This window comes from Streptomyces sp. NPDC002176, from assembly GCF_044903645.1.
Lineage (GTDB): Bacteria > Actinomycetota > Actinomycetes > Streptomycetales > Streptomycetaceae > Streptomyces.
On sequence record NZ_JBJDQW010000010.1, the window covers coordinates 1 to 4,416 of the forward strand.

At 34.3% G+C, this 4,416-nt stretch carries 4 protein-coding genes; all 4 read right to left on the minus strand.

Features of this window, described 5'->3' with window-relative positions:
* Nucleotides 1–541 precede the first annotated feature (541 nt).
* Complete coding sequence (gene bacA, locus ACI2LY_RS30070) at nucleotides 542–937, minus strand: bacteriocin 51 precursor BacA (RefSeq protein WP_142422931.1); 396 nt, start codon at nucleotides 935–937, stop codon at nucleotides 542–544.
* 880 nt (nucleotides 938–1,817) lie between these two features.
* Nucleotides 1,818–2,252, minus strand: a complete 435-nt coding sequence (locus ACI2LY_RS30075; RefSeq protein ID WP_142422932.1) for a hypothetical protein — start codon at nucleotides 2,250–2,252, stop codon at nucleotides 1,818–1,820.
* A 23-nt stretch (nucleotides 2,253–2,275) separates the two neighbouring features.
* On the minus strand, nucleotides 2,276–2,737 hold the full coding sequence (locus tag ACI2LY_RS30080; protein ID WP_142422933.1) for an HTH domain-containing protein: 462 nt from the start codon (nucleotides 2,735–2,737) through the stop codon (nucleotides 2,276–2,278).
* A gap of 53 nt (nucleotides 2,738–2,790) precedes the next feature.
* A complete protein-coding gene (locus ACI2LY_RS30085; protein WP_142422934.1) occupies nucleotides 2,791–3,945 on the minus strand; it encodes a hypothetical protein in 1,155 nt (384 codons plus the stop codon).
* Between the last annotated feature and the right edge of the window lie 471 nt (nucleotides 3,946–4,416).

Genomic DNA, 4,416 nt, shown 5'->3' on the forward strand with positions numbered 1-4,416 from the left:
ATAAAGGGTCTAGCTTTATCTATCTGTAACGTTAAGAGGGTAGGATCTCTTAGCGTTTTTTTTTTGTTCTTTTTTTCAGTCCTATCAAATTAAAATAAGTATACCGCTACCAACTAACCCTGACAAGAAAAATCCGAAATATGTTTATTCCACGTTTCCTTGACAGCAGGTTCCCTTCCCCCCGTACCCCCTACGCTTTGTCGCAAATTCAGCCTCTGACTTGCTCTCGCTTCAGTATAACAGGGGGAAGCCTACTGTAAAGGAACTTTCGCGGCATAAAACGATCGTTACATAATATTAGTAAAGTAAAAGAGTAGTCGTTAAAAAAACGACTACTCTTTTACAATTTTCTATTGTTTTTAAGCGTATTTTTCCTGTTTCTTTTTTTCGAAAATTCTTATCACATTTACAATAATAACCGAAGGTATAGTGAAGTAGACAAAAAAATTCGACAGTGGTAAAACAAAGTATAAGAAAACTCCTAATACTACTGCAATAATCAAAGAAATTTTTGTTAATGACATAGTAATTACCCCCCCAATTATTTTATTACGTAATTTTGATCTGTACTATAGGTGTCAGTTGAAATATTACTGAAATGAGCAATATAGTTTAATTGTACACCTTTACCCTTTTTCGCGGCATTTACAAAGACTTGATTTGCATCAACTGCAGATCCAAAAACCATTGAAATTATTCCAGCAGTTAACCCTGTTAAACCAATAAAACCAGCAATTGCACTAACAGTATTTAACTTTTTAGTTTGAGAACTTAATGACTTACATTTAGCAGGAGTAACATAATAACTCATTTTATAACAAGTATACGAAGTATGATTATGATTATATTTTGTACTTGCAGCTTCCACAGGCTTTACGAAAAACGAAAAACTAAACAAAAGACTAATAGTCACCAAAACATTTATAAATTTCTTCATAGATAAACCTCCCTACACTGATATAAAAAATTATACTATCTATAATGTAGGTGTGTCTATATAAAAAAATAATATATAGGGAATTTATTAAAATAAAATAGAGCTTAAGGGAGATCTGTACCCACATTCGTGGTCAACCCAGTATTACTAATACTCACAAAATATATATAAATAATAGGATTATTTATCTCTTTAATTCAGATATTGATAAATTAAATACGCATACCATAATAACCCTACAAAAAAGAACAGATCTAAAATGTTTTTATTTATTTTTCTTCTTTGATCTCCAAAGTATGGTGACCTTTTTTGCCAAAATAATTTCCTATTTTTAACATCAGAAAAAAATAATCTGAAAATTATAAATAAAACTGGAAGAGAAAAGTTTAACAGTATATAAAAAACATCTGCACAATTTTCAATTATGACATATCCTATTAAAAAAAATAATACAGCAAGAAAAATAAGTCTGTACTGAATTTTCATAGATCACCTCTACAATCAAATTTACGCTCTCTTGATAGAATTAATACTACTAATCTTAAAACAATCTGTAAATGTCATTCTGACGCCACCTTTTGTTTTCCCGCATTGATATAAGAACTGTATACTCCTTCTCCAGTGTTAAGACGTGCATATTAGATAAAACCTGACCACTTTTTGCAAAAAAATGGAAAGAGCATAAGGTAAACGCACCACTCTCATACTGAAAGTGGGAAAATAGGCTGTGCCTATTGCGTTATGAAGAAAATAAATGTGATACCACACCATAGTTTTTAGTAGTTGTCAGGGAGTTGTTGAGAGACTACAGAAGTAGTCATTTATACAAAAAGTGGTCTCTAGCTACTACTATCGATCGTCCTTTTTGAAAGACGAATTTTTACAAATACTTCGCAACAATTTCTCTATAAGTAAGCTTTTCTGAGTCTGTTTTTTCTTCTTTTGGTTTCTCCTTTTTTACATTAGGAGGTCTTTTTGCTGGTCTGTTTTTTGCTTTTTTTCTTCGGCTATTTGCCCATTTCCCTCTTTGTTGGGTCTTCACTTCTTTGTATTTTTCAGAATTTTCGAGATCAAAAATATCGACATCCATCGTTTCCGCAAAACTATTTGAATAAATTAAAAGTTCATCCAAACGGTTTAAAAGTGCACGCATTTGAATATTTTCTTTTGTCTTTAATCGATACAATTCCAAAATAATATAGCGAATTAAGGCGCTGTCAGTTGCCGAATCTTCCACCGATAACAATTCTTTTAATTCTTCTAATGCGTCTCTATGTTCAGGATCAATATAAATTTGCAGCCGTTCTTTTGTCATATCTTTTTCCTTCTTTCATTCCTCTATCGTTTCCAAATCTGCCACCATTTACGTTTACGAAGCGTATCATTTTCCAAAAGTAATTGTTGCGTTTTCTCTTGCTGAAGTAAAAACGAATGTTGGTGATTGCGTAAATCTTGTAATAGTTCAGAAATTAATTGATCCTTGATTTTTAATTGCTTATCTTTTTCTTCTAACTGTTTTTTTAACACCTCAAATGTTTCTTCGACCGAAACATCAGTTTGCGGTAACTTTGCACTCAAGTTATCGGTCAAGTTTGCAGTTGAGTTTGCACTTTTACCACTTTTTGATAACAGTATCGATTCTCGAACAAGTTCAGCTGTATCAATGCTTAGAGTGATTTTTTGTCCCTTTTCTACAACCGGTAACCCACCGCAAACCTTGTGCACATGGTTTCTAACCGTAGTTTTCGATACATTTAACGCATCTGAAATCTCTTTTATCGTTATTTTTTCTTCTGCCAATGACACTCCCTACCTTTCTGCCCAAAAATAAAATTGTGCACAACCAAATAAACCTATGCGGTTCGATTTTTTAAACTTTCTTCTTTTGCTCGTTCTTGAAGTTCAAATTTATGTTCTAATGCAAATAACTCTTGCTCCAAAGCGTCTCTGAGAGCCCCTGGTTTCGTTTCTAAGAGCAGTAAGCGATATCTGGTTATAGAAGCAAGCAATCCTCTTTTGTCCGCTACACGCTTATTATATTGCTCTATAATGACGGTATTCTCAAAATCATGCTCTTCGTCCTTGATTTGAATCGACTTACGAAGCGTTAAATTCTCATCTTTGAATCCTAACGTCTCTCTAACATGTTTATATTTCATCGGACGACGTTCAGGATAAACAATGCCCTTCGATTTGCTGAAAATATTCATACCAGAAGGATACATGTGCAGACGACCGCCTTTTATAACCGCCTTACTTTCATCTGTTTTTGTGGTTTCAATTCCTTCAGACCCTTGTTGGCGTAAGATATCCTCATACTTGCTTTCATCATCTTCCACTAAAATATCGGTTAAATACGCACACAAATAGGCACCTAAATTATCGGTTTTATCAATGCGTTTCACATCCACAAACCCATGAGACCAAAGATCTGCAAATGTCTCATTTGGAATATAAACGCTTTTCAAATGCGGAAATTTTAGCAACATATGAATATGCCAAGCCCCACGCCCTTGTGGTTCCAATACTTTAACAAACTCAAATTTACTCTTATTTTTGACGTTTAGCTTATATTTTTTGTTTTTTCCTTTTTTCTTATAAGCAATCTCTCTCACTTCGCCATACTCATTGGCCATAAAATACTTCAATCGCTTGATAAACTTATCAAAATCCGCGGAAACTTTTTTCAAATCTTGTACATTATCAGCGTAAGTCAACGTTGTCCAAAGTTCATTTTTCTTTCCAGAAAAATTATTGTTTACCAAATAACCCAATTTTTTAAATGTTTTACGTAAGCTATCTAAATTTTGTCCCCGATTCTCAGAATGAGCAAAATCTTTAATTTCGCCCGTCTGCAAATCAACATATTGGTCTTTGGAAATTTTTTTGATCGGTGCAGACGTATTTTTATGAGATAAATATTGCACTTCAATGATTTCGCCCATATCAGTGACCGTCACATAGTCATTATTTTGGATAAAAGCGTCGATTTTTCTCATTTCTACCATGTCTGCACCTCCTCTGGCTACGCCTGCCGAATTATTTTTCTCGTAATGTTTAGTTAAAATCAAGTTAATAGGTTTTCGGTCGCTACGCTCCCTACAACCCTTGCTAGAGCGCTTGTTTTGCCTTTTCTTCCCTGGAGATCTACCGAGCTGCTGACGTGCACAGCACTCGCCTTAGGCACGCTGCAAGCGTGCCAGTCACAGCTAAAACACTCGGTAGAATCAAGGCAACCCAAACAATCGCTTCAGCAAGCACTCTTCCTTTTCGAACGCAAAAAAATGCAAGAGATTGACGTCCTAGCTTCCCACCCTTGGTCAGCCATTCACTCAATATCTTGCATTCTTCTTCAAATGCCTATATAATATCTTCGAATGGTAGATAAAGGGTCTAGCTTTATCTATCTGTAACGTTAAGAGGGTAGGATCTCTTAGCGTTTTTTTTTTGTTCTTTTTTTCAGTCCTATCAAATTAAAA